The sequence below is a fragment of the Delftia lacustris genome, from assembly GCF_040267515.1.
Lineage (GTDB): Bacteria > Pseudomonadota > Gammaproteobacteria > Burkholderiales > Burkholderiaceae_C > Comamonas > Comamonas tsuruhatensis.
On the sequence record NZ_CP141274.1, the window covers coordinates 4,571,461 to 4,588,616 of the forward strand.

Sequence of the window (17,156 nt, forward strand, 5' to 3'; positions counted from 1 at the left end):
GTTCATCGTTCAAATCCTATTCTCTATCCGTCAGCCAAGACCTTTGTCTCGGCGACACAAGGAGATCAGCATGAAGAAAATCCTCGGTGTCTACAGCGCCCCCCGCATGCACTGGGTAGGCGACGGTTTTCCGGTGCGCTCGCTGTTCGGCTACGACGGGCTGGGCAAGCACCTGAGCCCGTTCCTGCTGCTTGACCACGCGGCGCCGACGCCCTTTGGGCCGACCGACCGGCCGCGCGGCGTCGGCCAGCACCCGCACCGTGGTTTCGAGACCGTGACCATCGTCTACCAGGGCGAGCTGGAGCACCGCGACTCCACCGGCGCCGGCGGCCTGATCGGCCCCGGTGACGTGCAGTGGATGACCGCTGGCGGCGGCATCCTGCACGAGGAATTCCACTCGCGCGCCTTCACCGAACGCGGCGGAACCATCGAGATGGTGCAGCTCTGGGTCAACTTGCCCGCCAAGGACAAAATGACCGCGCCGGGCTACCAGACGCTGCTGGATGCGCAGATTCCCTGGGCGGACCTGGCGGAAGGCGCGGGCCGTGTGCGGGTGATTGCCGGCGAGTTCGGCGGCCACCGCGGCCCGGCGCAGACCTTCACGGCGATGGACGTGTGGGACATCCGCATCCGCCATGGCGGCGTGGGCCGGTTCGACGCGAAGGACGGCCACACGCTGGCCCTGGTGGTGCTCCACGGCTCGGTGCTGGTCAACGGCGCCATCGCGCGGGAAGGACAACTGGTGCACCTGGAGCGCGCCGGCAGCGGCGTGGAGATCGAGGGCAGCAGCGACGCCACCGTGCTGTGGCTGTCCGGCGAGCCCATCGATGAGCCGGTGGTGGGCTATGGCCCGTTCGTGATGAACAGCGAGGCCGAGATCCGTCAGGCCATGACCGACTTCAACAGCGGACGCTTCGGCCAGATGGCGCAATGAGCGCCGCAGGGCTCCCGCCGGGAGCCCTGCATGTTTCCCCCGACGCGGCTTTGTTCAGCCGGGGCCTGCTGCCCCGGTCGTGCACGGCTGCGCCTGAACCGCCCATCCCGGGCACTTTGCAACCCCAAGGAGATTCACCATGACCAAGCCCTACGTCCGCCTGGACAAGGACAACGCCGCCGTGCTGCTGGTAGACCACCAGACCGGCCTGCTCTCCCTTGTACGCGACATCGACCCGGACAAGTTCAAGAACAACGTGCTGGCGCTGGCCGACATCGCCAGCTATTTCAAGCTGCCCACCATCCTGACGACCAGCTTCGAGAACGGCCCCAACGGACCGCTGGTGCCGGAGCTCAAGAGCCAGTTTCCCCAGGCGCCCTACATCGCCCGGCCCGGCAACATCAACGCCTGGGACAACGAGGACTTCGTCAAGGCCGTGAAGGCCACGGGCAAGAAGCAACTCATCATCGCCGGCGTGGTGACCGAGGTGTGCGTGGCCTTCCCGGCACTGTCGGCCATCGAGGAAGGCTTCGACGTCTTCGTGATCACTGACGCCTCCGGCACCTTCAACTCCATCACCCGCGATGCGGCGTGGAATCGCATGTCGCAGGCCGGCGTGCAACTGATGAGCTGGTTCGGCGCTGCCTGCGAACTGCACCGCGACTGGCGCAACGATGTGCAGGGGCTGGGCACTCTGTTTTCCAACCACATCCCCGACTACCGCAACCTGATCACGAGCCACACCACGTTCACCCAGGGCAATTGAGGAGAAGACCGTGAGCACACCCCAAACCATTGCCAACTTCAACGGCGCCCGCCCGGTCATCGATCCCGACAATGCGGCGATGCTGCTGATCGACCATCAAAGCGGCCTGTTCCAGACCATCAAGGACATGCCCTTCACCGAGGTACGTGCCAATGCCACCACACTCGCCAAGGTAGCGACACTGGCGAAGATCCCGGTCATCACCACCGCATCGGTGCCGCAGGGTCCGAACGGCCCCTTGATCCCCGAGATCCACCAGTACGCCCCGCATGCCCGGTACGTTGCGCGCAAGGGCGAGATCAACGCCTGGGACAACCCGGAGTTCGTCGCTGCCGTCAAGGCCACCGGGCGCAGGCAGCTCATCATCGCGGGGACGATCACCAGCGTCTGCATGGCCTTTCCCAGCATCGCCGCGGTGCACGAGGGCTACCAGGTCTTCGCGGTGATCGACGCCTCGGGGACCTACTCGAAAATGGCGCAGGAAATCACGCTGGCGCGCATCGTGCAGGCTGGTGTCGTGCCGATGGACACGGCGGCGGTGTGCTCGGAGGTGCAAAAGACCTGGAACCGCGAGGACGCGTTGCAGTGGGCGCAGGCCTACAGCGCAGTCTTCCCGCCGTACCAGTTGCTGATCGAAAGCTACTCCAAGGCGCAGGAAGTGGCCAGGAACGGTGAGCAGCTGGATTCGCAACGCACCTGACTGCGGTAGCACGGCACGGGTACGAGGCCGCTTGCCCAAGGTGTCGGCGGCCATGGTGGAATTTGTGGATGAGGCGCAGGGCTGAGACCCCGGCCCCGGTGGCGCTCAGCGCCAGCAGTCCTCCACCGTTCCCAGGGGCGATATGCCTTTCACGCCCAGGGCGTTCAGGGTGTAGTCGCCGCAGCGCCTGTCCGATGCCTGGCGGCCGGTGCGCGTGGCCTTGAGCGTGTAGCCGCCGTCATTGGTGGCCGTGGCCATCGTCAGGGTGTAGTGGCCGTTCTCGGACTTGTCCCCCCAGGGCAGCCTGAGGTTGGCGACGGAGCTTGTGTAGCCGCCGTTCTGCGCCCGCCAGCGCTCCTGCCGGGCGGCGGCCTCGCCCAGCAGGCTCTGCGCCTCCACGCGCCGCGATCGCAGCACGTATTCCTGGTAGGAGGGGTAGGCGATCGCCGAAAGAATGGCGACCACCGCCACCGTGATCATCAGCTCGATCAGCGTGAATCCATGTAGCTTGCTGCGCACGCATTTCTCCTCGGGGGCCCGCAGGGCCAGCCAGACGGCCGGGGCCGGCAGGCCCCTTTGTGTAGTGGATGGGATGGCGGTCACGGGTTCGCTGGCTGGCGGCGCCAGCTCTGTCGCCCCCGGTCCACTCCGCTGTTGATATCGTCGCCCCCGGTCTTGACTGGGTCTCCCGCCCCGCTTGGCTTTCCGCTGGAGTCGAAGATCTTCGCGCCGCTGATGGTGGGCCTGCCCGGCCCCACCTCGCGGCCGTTGACCTGCTGGCCTGCCAGGTTGTCGGAGGCGTTGAAGATGCCGTCGCCGTTCACATCGAAGGCGACATAGTCGGTCTTGCCCCCGGTGTCGGGATCGATGGCGTAGATCGTGCTGGCCAGGCCTGCGGAGCAGGGGTCGCCCAGCGGCGGCCGGATGGAGGTGAACACCAGCCCCCGCCCGTACAGGCTCATGTCGTAGACCAGTCTTTCTCCGTCGCGCGGCAGATCGACGTACCAGCCCCAGCTGTGCACATTGGAGTCGGCGGTGCTGGTGGCGTCCTTGTACCAGGTGACCGGGTTGGCCGACAGGGCGAACTTGCCCGGAAAGCCGCTCACCTGGGTGAACTGCTGGGCCTGCAGATCCCCGCGCCCCTTGCCGGCGGTAGGCAGCGGCTGCGGCGCAGTCGTGGCGGGTGTGCCGTAGCGATCCCAGACACCGAACACCGATTGCCGGCGCATGTCCAGCTTGTCGTCATCCGTCATGAAGCGGCCCGTGCCGAAGGCCACCACATCGCCCTTGCCGCTGGAGTGCCGCACCACGTAGGGTGCGGTGGTGATGGACAGCCGCTTGCCTCCGCTGCGTTCGGACTCGCGTGCCACAAAGAACAGTTGCGCATTCCATGAACCGCTGGCACTGCTGGCCAGGTCCACGCGCCATACATTGCCCGCAAGATCACCGGCATAGGCCAGGTCCACCTTGCCATCGCCGTTGTTGTCCACCACGGCGGCGCGCGACAGGCCGTTCTTCGGCGCAGGCAGCGCGCTCAGCTCTGCGGCCGTCATGCCTGCCGCGAAATCAAAGCGCCGGATGACCTCGCCACTGGAGACATCCAGCACAAACAGGCTGGACTCGCCGGAGGCGCTGTTCGACGCCTGGTAGCCATTGGACAGGAATACCACCCACCTGCCCTTGGACCGGCCGGCGTCGTTGAGCCGCGCAACGACGGGCGTGGGCATCGAGTAACCCATGCGTTCGTCCTGTTCAACGCCGAACTCCCACAGCAACCGGGGGGAGGTGGGGTCCGTGACGTCCAGCGCGAAGACCTGCCGCCCGCCCGCGCCCAGGCTGCCGACCAGCACCCTGTGCCAGGCGTTGCCGAAGTAGACATCGGAGACCACGGGCGTCCCGTCCACGAAGTAGCGGTGGGGAGCGCCGCCCGCGCCATACCGGGACGCCAGGACATTGAGCGAATTCTTCACCCCCGATGGAATGAAGGCGAACTCCTCCTTGCCAGATGCCGCGTCGAAGGCGTGCAGCATGCCGTCGTTGGCGCCCACATACAGCATCTCCTTGGCAGCCTGTTTCGCGGCAAAGGCGGCATAGGTGGTGCTGCCCTCCAGCTTGTCCGCAACGGAGGCGCGGTACAGGCCGCCCTTGACCCGCACCAGCGAGGAATTGACGATGTCGCCCAGCACATTGGGCTTTCCGCTGGCCAGGGGCTTGCGCACGCGCAAGTCATCGCGCACCTCGCCACGCAGGAACTCGATGCGCTTTTTTGCCTGGCCATCGGCGGAGTTCGTGGCCGGGTCCGTGTTGAGCACGGCCAGCCAGGACGCATCGGAACGCTGCCCGCTGAGACTGGAGTACGTGAAAGGGCTCAGCGACACGGCACTGCCGGTCCTGCTGGGGTAGTAGATCTTGCGGTCATCGGCGGACCGCTCCGACAGGAGTTCCGCCGCGCTCCACACCAGCGTTCTGTCGCTGGTGGTGAGCTTCTCGCGGATGACATCGCCGCTCCAGTACTGGACCTCGAACGTGGTCCGGTACAGGTCGGCGCCTTCGCCCAGTGTCGCCGTGGGCATGTCCACGCTGACCGCCGTCACGGAACTGATGTTCTGCAGGATGTCGTTGAACGCCTTGGTCAATTGGTCCTTGAGCGTGCCGGCATTGGTCACCAGAAAATAGTTGTCCGGATCTCCCGTGATCTTGGAGGGGTCGCGGTCCGGCACGCCGTACTTGGCGGCATACCACAGCGGTCCCTTCAGGAAGCTGCCCGCGTCGGTCGCATTGCCGGGAGTGAAGCTGCGGGTGGCCGTGAGCCCCAGGTTCGAGCATTCCGTGCGCTGCTGGGCCGAGATGCTGCCCCGGCAGTAGCCCGGATCGCGATTGGGGGGCGTGTTGTAGGCGTAGTAGGCCGAGGCCGTGTCCTTGTCACGCACCTCCAGGTACATGCCGTCCTTGGTGGTGCCCGAGATCACATAGCCCATGTGCTGCCCCAGGCCGCCAGCGGCGTACTCGGACACCATGTCGATCTTCACCTTGCCATCGGCCTGCAGCGCGATCGTGTAGCGCGCGATGGCGTCCATGTCATGGTCGGCGCCCTGCTCCACGTCCTCGTAGTTGATGCGGAACTCCGCATAGGGCCGCCCGCCATTGACCGAGGCATCGATGTCCGCCTTGCCCGTGTTGGCAATGTTGACCACGTAGTAGTCGACGATCTGGTTGGTCGGCGTGAAGACCGCATTGTTCACGGTGCTGCCACCGGCACTGCCGGAGACGGTCTTGGCAAACGGCGCAATGGTCACAAAGCGCTTGCCGCCGATCGGAAAACGTATTTCCGGCAGCGGTGACGCAATGGCCACGGAGTAGGTCCTCAGCGCATTCTTGCCCTGGCTGTTGCCGAAGATGGCATTCCTGGCGCCGAAACGGGCCACGCCTGCGGCATAGTAGGCGCCTTCCTTGCTGGGCTCCTCAGGAGACAGGCCGCGCGCCCATGACAGGTCTGCAATGGTCTTGACCGAAGGAGCCTGGTCGGCATTGGCCGATGTTGACTGGCCGATGAAGAAGTTCTTCCCGTCTATGCGCTCGGCCGAGCCGATGGCCGCCACCTCGTCTGAGACATTGAAGCCATTGAGGGCGCTGGCACCGACGCTCGCGTAGCGGCTGCCGGGCAGCTTGCCGTCGTAGGAGGGATTGATGTCGCTGAGCACCGTCATGACGGGACGGGAGCAGTACTGGTAGCCGCCCCCGCCTTCGGCCTTGGCCCTGTAGGGCGTTTCCCAGGCGGGCTTGGACAGGCCCAGGGACGCATCCTTGGAGGAGCCGCCGGCGTAGTCATAGATGCCGAGGGCCTGGGACGCGCCGCCGAAATAGCGCATGGTCTCGAACATCATTTCGCTGATGGGGTTGCCCCACATGGCGCACTTCGAAGGCTTGTCCAGCGAACTGATGGGGCCGGACGTGATCCAGCCGCATTCCACGTATTTGCCGCCGGTGTAGCCGATCAGCCGCTGGCGGTCTATGTTGGCGACCACGCCATTGACACCCGTCTTGAACTGGCCCGTCTGAGGGTCGACTTCCTCTGCGAAATTGCCGATATTGCGACGCAGCACGCCGCCGGCGATGTTTTTCTCGTACGAGCCTGTGAGCAGGCCGAAGTACATCTTCCCGTTCTCCCCGAAGTCGTGCAGCAGCCCCGTGGGCTTGTAGATGGTCTTGCCACCGTTGGGATAGGCCTTGCAGCTGGCCTCGAGCAACTGGACATTGCTGCTGGAGCAGGCCTCCACAAGCAGGTTGTAGTCGGTGATCCTGCTGCTGGCCCGCGCGCACGAATTGCCGCCTGCACAGTTGCTCTGCCCTGCAAAGCCCTCCTGGGACACCCAGTCCCAGATCTGGAACGAGGAGTCATTGAGCACGCGCAACTGGGTGATGACGCCAGCGGCCTCCCCCAGCGTGGTGACGGCAAACAGATGGCGCGTGCCGACCGCCGGCGGGCGCAGCGGCGCATAGTCCGAAATGCTGTAGACCTTGGCATCCCGCGCAGGGTCATAGGCCTTGCCCCAGCTGTGCGCATCCCTGGGAATGTAGGCGGTCTGCAAAACGGTGCGCGAAGCCGTGTCCTCCGCACGCATGCCGCCATAGAGCACGCGGCGTATGGCGTCCATGCGCGATGTGCCCAGATAGTTCAGGAAGTCGCCGCTCCAGTGGTTCGAGCACTTTTTCCTGTTGCTTCCGGTCGCTGCCTGCGAGGGCACGAAAACACCCTTGGAATAGCTGTAGCAGACGTTGTTGTTGAAGTAGCCGTAGTAGTCGATCTGGTCCGGCTTGTACCCGACATCGATCACACCGTCGCCGTTGAGGTCGGAGGCATCGTTGTAGGCCTCGTAGTACAGCTTGTGGTCACGCCCCATCACCAGCATGTTCAAGGGCGCCAACGCCTGGTTCACGAACAGCGGCATCTGGGACAGCACGGTGTCCGCGCGCCCCTGGGCATGCGCCGGCGTACTGGCCAGTGCCAATGCGCACGTCCACAGCGCCAGGGCTGGCCACGCGCGTGCCCGGCCCTGGCGCCCCCTCGGGCCATGCCTGGTCTTCCAACTTGCAATGCGAGCCATTGAAGCTCCCTCCCCTGCTTACTTTATGAACATGTTGACGCTGGACCGCAGGCACAGCGCATGCGCTCCGCAGGCCTGGGCCTGCGTCTTTTCCGTGGCCTGGGCATTGACCTCATAGAAGTCCGTGCAGCCGGTGGCGGGTGCATCCAGCGCGGACGTCGCACTACCCGACTTGGGACAGGCGGTCGTGATGTATCGGGGATACCAGTACCCATCGGGCTGCTGAAACCCGGCCGCCTTGGCCTTGGTCGTCCGAAAATCCGTACCGAGCCCGATGGAGTCCGTACGCACATCGGATACCGAGCAGGGAATGCCGCTGCCCTCGGCCACCGGAGTGCTGGCGCCATTGCAAGGCTTGAGTGCGACGGCATGCTCCAGCAGCTTGCGCTCGCCTTCTCGCAGCGTGCCATCCGCGGTTTCATACAGCCGCTGGCTATCCACCATGTTGGCGGCGATGCGTGCCTCCAGCGTGGCCACGCGCATGCCGACCACCGCCAGCAGCAACACCAGCAGCAGCATGATCATGGACACCAGCAAGGCATTGCCGCGCTGGCGCCCGTGCAGGACACAGGACATGCAGCGGCGGCTCCGGGCTCCGATCAGCGCGGTCATGGCATCAGATTCCTCAGGGTGAGCGTGCCGGTGGCCAGTTGCAGCAGGGAGCCGGCATTCGCATCGCATCGGGCCGGGACACCGCCCAGTTGCGCCCAACGCTCGCAGACGGTGGAGGTCATGCCCTGCGTCACCTTGCCGGAGCTTTCCAGCAAGAGGGCAAGGCGCAGGGAACGGATGGCTTCCTGCGTCCCGGGCAACGTGGCCGTGAAGGCATCGACCCTGCGTATCGCGCCGGGCGCTGTCTGCCGATCGATGCCGAACTCGAAATGCACCGCCCGCACGCCATCGGCGAGCGGCACAACCTCCTGCGCGGCCCGGCAGACCAGCACACCACTTTCGACGGTGTATTTCTCCGCGAACATGCCGGTCGCCGGCGCCGGAGCGTCATAGGGGCCCGCGGCCCCCAGGTTCGCCGGCGTGCCCGCACAGTCGGTTTCCGCAGCGTCCCGGGGCTGGAAGCGAAGGCAGATGGTCTGCGCGTCAGCCGCGTAGAGCGCCTGTCCCTGGGCGAACTGGCAGCCGTTGGGATGGGGCGAGGAATCGGCAGGAAATGCGTCGAACATCGCCTGCGAAGGGTCTCTCCTGTAGCCTGCCTTGGAGAACTCGGAGTCCAGCACGGCCAGCGCCAGCCTGCTGTTGCCGAGGTTCTCGCTCTGCCCCACGCGAAAACCGAAGCTCGACAGCCCCTGCATGTAGATGGTGGTGGCAATCAGCACGAGGAACAGGCCGATGGCCAGCGCCACCAGAATCTCCACCAGGGACAGGCCCGCCTGGGACGGCATGCGCATGCGGCACGCCCGTGCGCCCGGCCCGCGCTCAAAGCCGCGACCGCAGCGTGAATGTGCAAAATTCATTGTCGCTTCCATCCAGACATTGGCCTTTCTTGACCGGCCAGGCCACCGTCACGGACACCAGGCCGTCGGCATCGGCGCTCACGGCGAAGGAGCTGTCGATGCGGTCCTCGGTGAGATCGGGCACCAGCTTGCGGGCCCGCTCGCCCCAGCAGGCCAGGCGCTGCGCCCGCGGCTGCGGCAAAGGCTGGCAGGCCGCGGGTGCCGCGGGCATCGCGGCACCCTCCAGCTTCTGGTAGCCGCCCAGTTCCGCCACGGGCGCGCCCTTCGCGTCCAGGACCGTGGCCGTGTCCCCCCGCAGGGTCTCCAGCAGTTCGGAAGCCAGCATGGATGCCATCTGGCGACGCTCGGTATCCACGGTGTATTCAATGGCACGCACATGGATGCGCACGGCGCCCAGCAGCCCCACGGCCACCAGCAGCACGGCGACGAGTACCTCGATAAGGCCTGCGCCGCGTTGCCTGCGAGAAGGAAAAGGAATGGACATTTGGCAGACCCGTTGCACGCGCATCAGCAACTGCCGCCGGCAGGCAGCCGCTGCTGGCGCACAAGCCCGGCGCGGGTCACTCTCAGGCATTGCATGCGCGTGGCATGGCGAGCCGTGACGGTCAGCGTGTACAGCGTGCTGGCGCCGGAGAACTGCCTGGCGGTCCCCGTGGTTTCGAATAGGACACCCTGGGAAGAATCACCGGAGGGCGAGACGGTCACGGCATCAGGCACCCGGGCCTCGCGCACCAGTTGCCCGCCCGACTTGGCGGACCATGTCTGCCCCGCGCCCACGAAGCTGCTTTCCACCCGTTTGTAGACCGCTTCGGAGCGAGCCAGCTGCAGCAACGACTGCAACTCGAGCGCAGCCGAGCTGACGCGCTGGTTGGCTATTTGGGCGATGAAGGAAGGAGCGGCCAGAGCGGCCAGAATCGCGACCAGCGCCACCACCACCATCATCTCGATGAGGGTGAAGCCACGGGGCCATTGCCATGTGCCGCCTGGACAGCCGTTGCGCGTGTAACCGGGGTTTTTCATGCAAGCGTGCTTCTCGTTGCCGGGGAACCATGCGACAGGCCTGCAAGCCCTGCGCCATTGCTCTTGATTGATGTTTGCAATCGTAATGCAAAGGCAATTTGGAACACCTATTGACACAGGTTATGGGACAAATATAGGACTTGTCTTATAAAAACCTGCGCAAAGCGCAACACCCCATCCAGCAAGCCCGGCCCGCCGTCCGTGCACGCAAGCTCGGCGGGACGGCCCGCGCAACGGGCATGGCCACGGTGGCGGTACGGCAGATCGCGAAGTCAGGCAGGCCTCGCACCAAGCGCCTGAAAATCCACGGCAGCATGAGCGGCCGCAATCCAGCCGCAGCGCGATTGGCCATGCGAATATCCCGTCTGCTTCCAGCCCGAGGAAGATAAAGTTTGCGCCCAAAGCAAAAATCCCCAGTGCATTTCTGCACTGGGGATTTTCTTGTTTGGGGTGGCTGATGGGGCTCGAACCCACGACAACAGGAATCACAATCCTGGACTCTACCAACTGAGCTACAGCCACCGTTGAAGCATTCGATTATATGCCAAAAACCAGCAGACAAATGCTTTGGAACAGGCGTTGCGTGACGGATCGGGTGCAGCATGAACAACGGCGCATCGGGGGAAGCGGGCAAAGGGCAGGATGGCGCCATCCTCCATGCAGTCACAGCCGGCAGGGACCTTGTCCGGCGCACCTGAAGCTGCCGGGGACAAGCTGCCGGGCACAAGCAGTCCCCCTGCCGCCCAAAGCAAAAATCCCCAGAGCATTTCTGCTCTGGGGATTTTTTTATTTGGGGTGGCTGATGGGGCTCGAACCCACGACAACAGGAATCACAATCCTGGACTCTACCAACTGAGCTACAGCCACCGTAGAAGAACGCTATTCTATTCCAAAAAACTGCTTGATTTCTGAAATTTCTGTTTTTCTAGAAATTTCCCTCATCAGGGGCGCGGGACCTTGATCTGCACCTTGAGCTGTTTCTTGAGAAGCTCGTAGTATGCCATAGCTTCCGCCACGGCCGAGCTTCGCAGGAAGTCCTGCTTCTGCGCGGCAGCCGCCTGCGCATCATCGGCCGGACGCTCGACGATGCGGTTGATCTTGACCACGGCATAGCCTTGCGCGCCCAGGTCAACACCCGTCCACGCAGGCAGCTGGGCCGTGGGCGCACGCAGGGCAGCGTCCACCACTTCGCGCGACTGGCCTTCGGGCTGGTCACGGCTGATCACCTTGGCTGCGGGCAATTGCGCCGCGTCAGGCTTGGCCTTCCATGCGGCGAGCTTGGCTTCGCCATCGGCCTTGGCCAGTTCGGCGGATTTTTGCGCCACATACAGGGTGCGCAGCTTGTCGCCGACCTCGGCCATGGGCAGCGTGCGGGCAGGCGTGTACTCCACCACGCGGCCAGCCACCAACTGGTTGGAACCCAGCTCCACCGCATCGGTGTTGCGCTTGTTGTTGAGCGAATCGCTGGAGAACAGCGCCTCCAGGAAACGGGGATTGGCCAGGGGGCCCTTGACGTTGGGGCCGGGCTGGCGCGTCACATGGTCTGCCTTTTGCACGGTGAGCTTGAACTTCTCGGCCACGGGCTGCAGGCTGTCCGACTGCTCGTAGACCGCGTTGGAGAAGCCTTCCGCCAGTTCGGCGAACTTGCGCTGGGCCTGCTGCTGCTTGAGTTCGGCCTCCAGCTTGGGACGCATCTGCTCGAAGCTCGGTGCCTTGGGCTTCTTGATGTCCACCAGCGAGATGATGTGGTAGCCGAAGTCGCTGTGCACCACGTCGCTGATGTCGCCGACCTTCATGCCGAAGGCTGCATCCTCGAACGGCTTGACCATGGCACCACGGCCGAAGTAGCCCAGGTCGCCACCCGATGCAGCGGAGCCGCCGTCCTGCGAGTTGGCCTTGGCCAGCTCGGCGAAGCGCTTGGGGTCCTTGCGCAGCTCGGCCAGCAGTTCCTCGGCCTTGGCCTTGGCTTTCTCCTGCTCTGCCGCGGGGGCATCCTTGGATGCGTTGATCAGGATGTGGCTGGCGCGGCGCTCCTCGGGACCGGCCAGGCGCTCGGCGTTCTGGTTGTAGTAGGAACGCACATCGTCTTCGCTCAGCGTGATGCCGGCCTCGATGCTGGGCACATCCAGCAGCAGGTATTCCACCTTGGCCTGCTCCAGTTGCTGGAACTGGCTGGTGTGGGCGTCGTAGTAGGCCTTGAGGTCGGCCTCGGTGGGCTGGACCTTGCTGGCGTAGGCGCTGGCTTCGAAGCGTGCCACCTGCACTTCGCGGCGCTGGTACAGCGCATCGATGGCCTGCTTGACCTGGGCGTCGGTCGCAAAGGCCGTGCCCGTGACGCCACCCATCACCTGGTTCATGGACAGTTCGCGGCGCAGATTGGCCTCAAAGCCCTCAGGCGTCAGGCCCTGCGATCCGACCAGGGCGCGGTAGGCTTCGGCATCCATCGAGCCATCCGGCTTCTTGAGCGCGGCAATCGCGGGAATCTCCTGCAGCGTGCGCACCAGCTGTGCATCCGATGCGGCCAGGTGCATCTTCTGCACGGCAGCGGCCAGCACCTGGTCACGCACCATCTTCTCCAGCGTGGCGTAGCGCGCCTGCGGCGAATCCAGCAGCTTGGGGTCGACGTTGGGGTTCTCGGCGCGCAGGCGGTCGCTTTCCATGCGGTGCGCGTTCTCCCAGTCGGCCTGTTTGATCTCATGTCCATCCACACGCGCGACGATCACGCTGGATTCGGTGAAGTAGTTCTGGTTGACCCCCACGAAGATGAACGAGGGAATGATCAGCAAGAACAACAAGATCATCACGAACTTGGAATGCTTGCGGATGGATTCGAACATGGTCTGTCTTTCAGTGGCAGAAATAGAAAAGGCGAACTTTCGTTCGCCTTTTGTTCTTGGTGGGTGCTGACGGGGTCGAACCGCCGACCTACGCCTTGTAAGGGAAAATTCCACCGTTACAAATCAATAGCTTACAGCGTCTACCAACTTCGTCCCACCAGCTTTAAGAGGTCGAAGCGAAACATTCTACTTTCTCCTGCACATCAGCCTCTCGCTTCGCCGGGTCATATACGCCACAGGCGGGGACTGCGCTGACTTGAGGGGATCGCCGGTTACTGTATATTTATACAGCACAAGGAATTCGGCCATGCCCCACCTCATCACCCCCTCCACCCCCGTCGCAGCCACGATGCCGTCGATGCTCCTGCCGACCCCTGACAGCCCGGTACGCGCCGGCTTTCCGAGTCCGGCAGAGGACTTCAGCTGCGCCCGGATCGACTTGGCAAAGCTCATGGTCAAGCACCCTCAGTGCACGTTTCTGCTGCGTGTGCGCGGTGATTCGATGACCGGGGCAGGCATCTTTGATGGCGACCTGCTGGTTGTAGACAAGTACCTCCGGCCGCAGCACGGGGATATCGTCGTCGCCGAAGTTGATGGCGACTTCACGTGCAAGCGGCTGTGGTCCAGGTTTGACCAGGTGATGCTGCGGCCAGAGAACCCCACCTATCCCGACATCCGAGCAAAAGAGGGGCAGCACCTTGAAATATGGGGCGTGGTCGTGTGCGCCGTGAAGACGTTTCGCGCTTTGTGAGTTGCCCATGTTCGCCCTGCTTGACGGCAACAATTTCTATGTGAGCTGCGAGCGCGTGTTTCGACCTTCGCTCAAGGGCCTGCCAGTGATTGTGCTCAGCAACAACGACGGCTGCGCTATCGCCCGGTCCGAGGAAGCCAAAGCTTTGGGCATCAAGATGGGCGAGCCATTCTTCCAAATCAAGCACCGAGTGCACCAAGGCCTGGTCGCACTGTCCGCAAATTTCGCGCTGTACGGCGACATGAGCGATCGCATGATGTCCTTGGCTGCCGGCCTCGGCCCTGAGCAGGAGATTTACAGCATCGATGAGTGCTTCATCGGCCTCGGTGGCGTGCGCGACGTAACGCGCCGAGCCTGGGCGATTCGCGACCGAATCCTGCGCGGCGTAGGCATCCCCACATGCGTAGGCATCGGCCCGACCAAGACCCTGGCAAAACTGGCCAATCACGTGGCCAAGGACGCCGAAAGACAGCCCGGCAGCTATCCTGCCTCACTGGCTCAGGTGTGCAACCTCACCGAGCTATCACCGGCACAACTGCAATCGCTGCTGGAAAGCGTGCCCGTGGGCGACGTCTGGGGCGTGGGGCGCCGAATCAAGATGCGCCTGCTGGATCACAAAATCTTCACGGCTTGGGACCTTGCCCGCGCGCCACAGCCACTGCTGCGCGCCCACTTTGGCGTGGTGCTGGAGCGCACGGCGCGCGAGTTGCAGGGCATGCCGTGCCTGGGGCTGGAGCATGAGCCACCACCAAAACAGCAGATTGCCTGCACGCGTTCTTTCGGCCGCCCGGTCAGTGACCTGGCGCCGCTTGTCGAGGCTGTGTCCACCTTCGCACAGCGCGCGGCAGAAAAACTGCGCGCACAAGACCACAGGGCCGGCGCCGTGCATGTGTTCGCGCACACAAGCCCCTTCCGGGATGGCCCGCGCTTTGCCCGCAGCACCACCATCCAACTCCCACAGCCCAGCAGCGACACGGCCCTGCTGGTGCGTGCTGCAGCGCGCGGGATCGCCAAGGTCTACGAGCCCGGCTATCAGCTCGCAAAGGCTGGCGTGATGCTCCTGGATCTATCCCCCGCGACAGTGCAGCAAAACTCATTGCTTGAGGAGTCCACTGGCTTCGCACGCGACCACAGCCCGTTGATGGAAACCATGGATCGCCTCAATGCGCGGTTCGGCAAAGGCACGTTGGGTGTGGCCAGCGCACTACAAGAGTCCGGTTGGGGCATGCGCCAGGACCGCCGGACACCTCGCTACACGACCGAGCTGAACGAAATCCCCGTCGCACGCACGTAACCCCAGGAGACCCCATGAAAATGCCTCTTGACGTTGAGCTGTACCCAACCCTGCTGACCATGCCCCGATGGTTTGGCATGCCAGAGGTCAAGATCCTGCCCGGCCTTCCGGAACACTACTCAATTGATGAGGTTCAACCTGGCTGGTTTGTTGTCACGGATCTTGACGGAGACCGCATCTACAGCGGTCTTGGGCCGGTGTCTGTCGAGAGTTCGCCAGCGCCCTTTTGATAGAGGCCATGCCGGCTTACTTCACTGGCCTGATTACCGATGGCATGCCTTCAACAGCCCCCAAATTGACAGCCACAGGAGGCTGCCAACGCAGATCAAATTTGCGCTTGTCGCTGGGCACGGGCTCGCCCTGGTCATCTTTGAGCGGCCCGCTCCAATAGCCATGCCAATGCGCGCGCCGGATGTGGCCGCGAGGGCTGGCACCCTCGCCGCCGGCGGGCGCCGTCTCTGCAGCCTGATAGGCCGCGCGCAGCGCTGACCCCATCCGCACGCCCACGTCCCACTCGGCCGGCCCCTGGGCGGCAAACAGCTTCCAGCCGTCCCGCCTGGTGCGCGTGGGCTGCGGGTTGGCAGGCTGGCCAGGCTGGCCGCGACGGCTGAAATCCGCTGCGCTGCAGAGGTACAGCAGCAGCGACACCAGGGGCTCGGCCCAGCTGATGTGTTCGCGCCGCGAGTCGCCCGCAGCAAACGGCATGCCGAGCGCTACGGCATGGACACCGGCGACATCGGAGGCCCGTGCAACGCTTTCGGCCAGCGGCCAGTCCCCCAGATGCAGAGGGACGGGGACTAGGCGCTCAGGCAGATCCAGCAGCAGGCGCAACTCCGAGCGGCCGGTGTTGGCGTCATGCTCCAGGTGGGCAAAAAAACCGTGCAGTTGGCCGATGGACAGCTCAAAGCCCGGCGTCTCCACGTAGACGCACCACTCGGGCAATTGCATGAGCACACGTGCCGGCAGGTCGCCCGACACCGGCGTGTCGATGACGGCAGCATAGACAGCCGGATCAAACCGGTAGATGCCCTGTGTCATGCGCCAAGCGATCAGGGCAGACATGCGGGCCACATCGCCGATGCGATCCAGGCCCAAACGATTGGCGCCACCGCCCGAAACGATGGCGTAGGCCCCAGCCATTGGCAGAAAGCACCAGTCCGGCCAATCAAAACCGGGCTGGCCACGGTCGGCGCGGAAAGCATCGGCCTGCGACCAAGCGAATGGGTAGTCCTGGCCGGCCTGCAGAAGGTGCACGCGGGCGCGATGGGTTTTCTTGCCGAATTGAGTCATCGGCCGATTAGGCCAGATCGTCGAACAGATTTCCGACCGGGGGCATGGTCGCATTGATGCTGCTCACGACTGCCTGCATCTGCTCGATAGAGCCAACAGCCACGACGATGTGGCCGCTCCGTTCCTCGCCAGGAACTTCGGTCTTCCAGATGTTTGCAGGATTGAAGAAAGCCACACCGGATTCTTTGCTTATCCATGCGACATGCTTATGCGGCTGCATTGGGGCTTGTTTCTTTTCCATGGTCTGCTCCTTGAGAGTGCTTCCCGGCTACTCACCGCCGGAGGGTGTTGTCAGCGTTGTGCTGCCATGGGTATAAATGTAGTACGGATTCCGTACTAAGTCAACAATTATTTTTCGCCGAGCGGCTCTAGCCCGGCATCTATGGCGGCGCAGGCCAGTGCCAGCCAGCGCGGCAGCACCCCCTCGCGCTTGAGGTACTCCGCGAACGTGGTGCGGCCCATGCCAAGGGCATCCGCTGCGGTGTTGTAAGTGTAGCCATGGCGGGCCTGCCAGGCGCGAAGGTCGGCGGAGGTCATGTGTTGCGGGCCATCCAGCGAGCTGCCTCCGATGGAGAAAGCAAGTCGGCTTCAAGCGTAAAGCCACCGCCCTCCTCGATCTTTTTCTTCTGCCTTTTGTTTGCGCTCATGTAGCTATCAAGAGCGTCGTCCTTTGCCTGCTCTACGCCCATGGAGGATACAGTTCCCAGGAAAACGCTGCCGCCCGTATGCCAGTAGAGCGACACGTCAAAGACTTTGCTATCCATGGCGCTTAAACCAGACCAGCGAGTTCAGCCAGGCGAGCGCGGGTGATGATCGCGGAGTCCCCGGGGCGGGTCCAAAAGGCTTCGCCGTTGAAGGTGCCTTTGCCACGAACCAGGCCGAGGCCCTTAGCGATCTTGCTTGCTTCGCGGATGGTCTTGATTGCTTGCATGGTGATCTCCTGGTTGCGGCGCTCAACGTGTCGCCATGGGGCCTAATGTAGTACGGAAA

At 63.9% G+C, this 17,156-nt stretch carries 18 protein-coding genes and 2 tRNA genes; 6 read left to right on the top strand and 14 right to left on the bottom strand.

Annotation, left to right across the window (positions count from 1 at the left end):
- The first annotated feature begins 70 nt into the window (after positions 1-70).
- The 3 genes from U6958_RS22180 to U6958_RS22190 all read left to right on the top strand — a co-directional run bounded on the left by U6958_RS22180 (position 71) and on the right by U6958_RS22190 (position 2,400).
- Positions 71-934, top strand: a complete 864-nt coding sequence (locus U6958_RS22180) for a pirin family protein (protein ID WP_074923520.1) — start codon at positions 71-73, stop codon at positions 932-934.
- A 139-nt stretch (positions 935-1,073) separates the two neighbouring features.
- Positions 1,074-1,700: an isochorismate family cysteine hydrolase YcaC gene (gene ycaC, locus U6958_RS22185; protein WP_016445411.1), complete on the top strand. Its 627-nt coding sequence runs from the start codon at positions 1,074-1,076 to the stop codon at positions 1,698-1,700.
- Between the two features lie 10 nt (positions 1,701-1,710).
- Positions 1,711-2,400, top strand: a complete 690-nt coding sequence (locus tag U6958_RS22190) for a hydrolase (RefSeq protein ID WP_016445410.1) — start codon at positions 1,711-1,713, stop codon at positions 2,398-2,400.
- 105 nt (positions 2,401-2,505) lie between these two features.
- Here U6958_RS22190 and U6958_RS22195 read toward each other — a convergent pair whose 3' ends face one another.
- The 9 genes from U6958_RS22195 to U6958_RS22235 all read right to left on the bottom strand — a co-directional run bounded on the left by U6958_RS22195 (position 2,506) and on the right by U6958_RS22235 (position 12,831).
- Positions 2,506-2,919, bottom strand: coding sequence for a type IV pilin protein (locus U6958_RS22195; protein WP_208607086.1), 414 nt, complete (start codon positions 2,917-2,919; stop codon positions 2,506-2,508).
- An 80-nt stretch (positions 2,920-2,999) separates the two neighbouring features.
- On the bottom strand, positions 3,000-7,409 hold the full coding sequence (locus U6958_RS22200) for a pilus assembly protein (RefSeq protein WP_244160549.1): 4,410 nt from the start codon (positions 7,407-7,409) through the stop codon (positions 3,000-3,002).
- A gap of 114 nt (positions 7,410-7,523) precedes the next feature.
- Entirely contained in the window at positions 7,524-8,117 is a 594-nt protein-coding gene (locus tag U6958_RS22205) for a PilX N-terminal domain-containing pilus assembly protein (RefSeq protein WP_016445407.1), read from the bottom strand.
- Positions 8,114-8,908, bottom strand: a complete 795-nt coding sequence (locus tag U6958_RS22210) for a prepilin-type N-terminal cleavage/methylation domain-containing protein (protein ID WP_074923523.1) — start codon at positions 8,906-8,908, stop codon at positions 8,114-8,116. The genes U6958_RS22205 and U6958_RS22210 overlap by 4 nt, the downstream gene beginning before the upstream one ends.
- 28 nt (positions 8,909-8,936) lie before the next feature.
- Entirely contained in the window at positions 8,937-9,458 is a 522-nt protein-coding gene (gene pilV, locus U6958_RS22215; protein WP_244160550.1) for a type IV pilus modification protein PilV, read from the bottom strand.
- A 23-nt stretch (positions 9,459-9,481) separates the two neighbouring features.
- A complete protein-coding gene (locus tag U6958_RS22220; protein WP_016445404.1) occupies positions 9,482-9,994 on the bottom strand; it encodes a GspH/FimT family pseudopilin in 513 nt (170 codons plus the stop codon).
- 446 nt (positions 9,995-10,440) lie between these two features.
- Positions 10,441-10,516, bottom strand: a tRNA-His gene (locus U6958_RS22225).
- A 269-nt stretch (positions 10,517-10,785) separates the two neighbouring features.
- Positions 10,786-10,861: transfer RNA gene (locus U6958_RS22230), tRNA-His, on the bottom strand.
- A 74-nt stretch (positions 10,862-10,935) separates the two neighbouring features.
- A complete protein-coding gene (locus tag U6958_RS22235; protein WP_016445403.1) occupies positions 10,936-12,831 on the bottom strand; it encodes a SurA N-terminal domain-containing protein in 1,896 nt (631 codons plus the stop codon).
- A gap of 307 nt (positions 12,832-13,138) precedes the next feature.
- Here U6958_RS22235 and U6958_RS22240 point away from each other — a divergent pair, with 307 nt between their 5' ends.
- From U6958_RS22240 to U6958_RS22250, 3 genes are read left to right on the top strand one after another with little or no spacing between them, the layout of a single operon-like run.
- Entirely contained in the window at positions 13,139-13,582 is a 444-nt protein-coding gene (locus U6958_RS22240; RefSeq protein ID WP_074923525.1) for a LexA family transcriptional regulator, read from the top strand.
- Positions 13,583-13,589: 7 nt separating this feature from the next.
- The gene (locus U6958_RS22245) at positions 13,590-14,876 is read left to right on the top strand and encodes a Y-family DNA polymerase (protein ID WP_074923526.1); all 1,287 of its coding nucleotides are present in this window, start codon (positions 13,590-13,592) and stop codon (positions 14,874-14,876) included.
- 14 nt (positions 14,877-14,890) lie between these two features.
- The gene (locus U6958_RS22250; protein WP_083393674.1) at positions 14,891-15,106 is read left to right on the top strand and encodes a hypothetical protein; all 216 of its coding nucleotides are present in this window, start codon (positions 14,891-14,893) and stop codon (positions 15,104-15,106) included.
- 16 nt (positions 15,107-15,122) lie between these two features.
- Here U6958_RS22250 and U6958_RS22255 read toward each other — a convergent pair whose 3' ends face one another.
- The 5 genes from U6958_RS22255 to U6958_RS22275 all read right to left on the bottom strand — a co-directional run bounded on the left by U6958_RS22255 (position 15,123) and on the right by U6958_RS22275 (position 17,097).
- Positions 15,123-16,220 (bottom strand): hypothetical protein, encoded by a 1,098-nt coding sequence (locus U6958_RS22255; RefSeq protein ID WP_244160551.1) that lies wholly within the window; start codon positions 16,218-16,220, stop codon positions 15,123-15,125.
- Positions 16,174-16,407, bottom strand: coding sequence for a hypothetical protein (locus U6958_RS22260; protein WP_143044673.1), 234 nt, complete (start codon positions 16,405-16,407; stop codon positions 16,174-16,176). Before U6958_RS22260 ends, U6958_RS22255 begins: the two co-directional genes overlap by 47 nt.
- Before the next feature lie 107 nt (positions 16,408-16,514).
- The gene (locus U6958_RS22265; RefSeq protein ID WP_074923528.1) at positions 16,515-16,703 is read right to left on the bottom strand and encodes a hypothetical protein; all 189 of its coding nucleotides are present in this window, start codon (positions 16,701-16,703) and stop codon (positions 16,515-16,517) included.
- A complete protein-coding gene (locus tag U6958_RS22270) occupies positions 16,700-16,930 on the bottom strand; it encodes a hypothetical protein (RefSeq protein ID WP_074923529.1) in 231 nt (76 codons plus the stop codon). The genes U6958_RS22265 and U6958_RS22270 overlap by 4 nt, the downstream gene beginning before the upstream one ends.
- Positions 16,931-16,935: 5 nt before the next feature.
- Positions 16,936-17,097, bottom strand: a complete 162-nt coding sequence (locus U6958_RS22275; RefSeq protein WP_167368427.1) for a hypothetical protein — start codon at positions 17,095-17,097, stop codon at positions 16,936-16,938.
- Positions 17,098-17,156 lie beyond the last annotated feature (59 nt).